The sequence below is a fragment of the Sphingobium sp. UBA5915 genome (assembly GCF_002431195.1).
Classification (GTDB): domain Bacteria; phylum Pseudomonadota; class Alphaproteobacteria; order Sphingomonadales; family Sphingomonadaceae; genus Sphingobium; species Sphingobium soli.
Genome location: NZ_DJDV01000006.1, coordinates 1 through 2,512, shown reverse-complemented (window position 1 = coordinate 2,512; position 2,512 = coordinate 1). Strand labels below are relative to the sequence as shown.

General features: G+C 64.1%; 2 protein-coding genes. Both read right to left on the bottom strand.

Going from position 1 to position 2,512, the window contains the following annotated elements; genetic code table 11:
- Window positions 1–145: 145 nt before the first annotated feature.
- Window positions 146–910: an IS21-like element helper ATPase IstB gene (istB, locus tag B2V90_RS00950; RefSeq protein ID WP_293919441.1), complete on the bottom strand. Its 765-nt coding sequence runs from the start codon at window positions 908–910 to the stop codon at window positions 146–148.
- Window positions 907–2,394 carry an IS21 family transposase gene (istA, locus tag B2V90_RS00945; protein WP_293919440.1) on the bottom strand — a complete coding sequence of 496 codons (1,488 nt, stop codon included), beginning with the start codon at window positions 2,392–2,394 and terminating at the stop codon, window positions 907–909. Before istA ends, istB begins: the two co-directional genes overlap by 4 nt.
- Window positions 2,395–2,512 lie beyond the last annotated feature (118 nt).

Sequence of the window (2,512 nt, the reverse complement as noted above, 5' to 3'; positions counted from 1 at the left end):
TGTCAACGGCGGAGTAAAAACCGGCCACGTGGCGGCGTAAAACCAGGCCAGTGGCGGGCGCTAATGCGCCATGGCGCGCGCGCTTGCCACATAGCTGGCGCGTGCCATGGCGCATTGGCCCGCAGGGCCAATCCTGGACGGATGATCAGGTTGGGACTTCGGCCTTTCGGGCGCGACTTTGGCCGAGCCGATAGCTGTCGCCGTTCATCTCGAGGATGTTGACGTGGTGCGTCAGCCTGTCGAGGAGGGCACCGGTCAGGCGCTCGGTGCCGAAGGTTTCAGTCCATTCGTCGAATGGCAGGTTGCTGGTGATCAGCATGGCGCCGCGCTCATAGCGCTGCGAGATCACTTCGAACAGAAGCTCGGCACCGGTCTTGGAGAGCGGCACGAAGCCCAACTCGTCGATGATGAGCAGCTTGACAGCGGTCAGCTGCTTTTGCAGGCGCAGCAGGCGGCGTTCGTCGCGGGCCTCCATCAGTTCGTTGACCAGCGCGGCGGCGGTGATGAAGCTGACCGACAGCCCCTTCTGACACGCGGCGAGCCCCAGCCCGAGGGCAACATGGGTCTTGCCAGTGCCGCTGGGTCCCAAGGCGATGACGTTCTCGCGCCGGTCGATCCATTCGCAGCGGGCGAGTTCCAGCACCTGCATCTTGTTCAGCTTGGGAAGGGCTTTGAAGTCGAAGCTGTCGAGGCTCTTGGTGGCCGGGAACTTCGCGGCCTTGATGCGGCGCTCGACCATCCGCCGCTCGCGGTCGATCAGTTCCAACTCGACGAGGCGCGCCAGGAACTGGACATGGTCCAGCCCCTCGGCAGCGCACTGACGGCCCAGCTTCTCATACTCCCGCAGGAAGGTAGGCAGCTTCAGCGTCTTCAGATGATCCGCGAGCAGGATCTTCGGGGTGTCGGTCATGCCGCATCCCCCGATAGCAGGGACATGTAGCTGGCCGCCGACGTGGTCCCGACATTAGCGCGCGGCAGGTAGGGATAGACATCGAGGTCCAACTTCGGCGGCCGTTTCTCGACATGACAGAGAACGAGGTGCTTCACGGCATCGAAGCCGACCGTCCCCAACTGCAGGGCCTTCTTCACGGCGGCATGGAGATCGTCGATGTCGAAGGTCTCCAGCAGGCGCAAGACCTGCACATATTCCCGGCGTCCCGCCTTGATCATCCGCGCCTCCATCAGGCGGCGCAGGGTTGCGAACTCCGGCGGCAGATCCCATTCAGCCAAGGGCGCTGCCTGATCAAAGGCGTTGATCTTCCTCTCGATCAGCGGAAGATAATGGATCGGATCGAAGACCATGTCCTCGCGGTCGTAGCAGCGCGGATGACGTGCGATGATCTCGCCACCGCAGCCGATCACGACCTCGTCGACATAGCCCCTGATCCAGACGTCGCGGTGGCCGTAAGCGACCGGCACCGAGTAATCGTTCGTCTTGTAGCGCACCAGTGCCTGGGAGCTGACCCGTCCGGCGGTCTGATCGCAGGCATCGAACGGCGCGGCCGGCAGGTCGGACATCGCGGCCAGATCCCGCGCGAGCCGTTCTCCGATGGTCTCGGACTGGCCCCGCAGGACATCCGCCTGACGCTTGAGACACTGGTCCTCCAGGTAACCATTGAACGCGTCCCAGGTCGCGAACCGCGGGATCGGCACCATGAAGTTGCGGCGGGAGTAGCCAACCAGGCCCTCCGCGTTGCCCTTGTCGTTGCCCTTGCCGGGGCGGCCGTAGCGGTCGCGGAACAGGTAATGCGACAGGAACCCGCTGAAGAGCGTGGCCCTCTGACGCGTTCCGTCCGGCAGGATCTTCGCAACAAGGCAGCGGTCGTTGTCGTAGAGGACCGACGCGGGCAACTTGCCGAAGAACGCGAAGGCGTGGACGTGGCCGTCGACCCAGGCTTCCGCTGTCGCCGCGGGATAAGCACGCACGAAGCAGGCATCGCTGTGCGGCAGGTCCATGACGAAGAAATGCGCCTTCTGCTCGACACCGCCTATGATGACCACCGCCTCGCCAAAGTCGGCTTGGGCATGTCCCGGTGAATGTGCGAGCGGCACGAACATCTCCCGGCCGCGCCGCACGCGCTCCCGCATGTAATCCTTCACGATCGTGTAGCCACCGCTGAAGCCATGCTCGTCGCGAAGCCGCTCGAATACCCGCTTCGCCGTGTGCCGCTGCTTGCGATGGACCTCGCGGTCGCCCTCAAGCCAGCCGTCGATGATCCCGGTGAAGGCATCCAGCTTCGGCCGCTTCACGGGTGCCGTTCGCCGGTATCCCGGCGGAACCGAGAACGCCATCATCTTGCTGACGCTGTCACGCGAGACGTTGAAATGACGCGCAGCTTCGCGCTGGCTCATCCCCTCGGCACAGGCCAGTCGCACCTTGCGATACAAATCCACGGTGAAAATCCTCCCGCCCTCCCTGCCGCCAGAAAGGGTAAAGGTGGACGGCTTTTACGCCGCCCGCAGCAGGGTCACCCCGCCGCTACCGTGGCCGACTTTCTCACCGCCGTTCTCA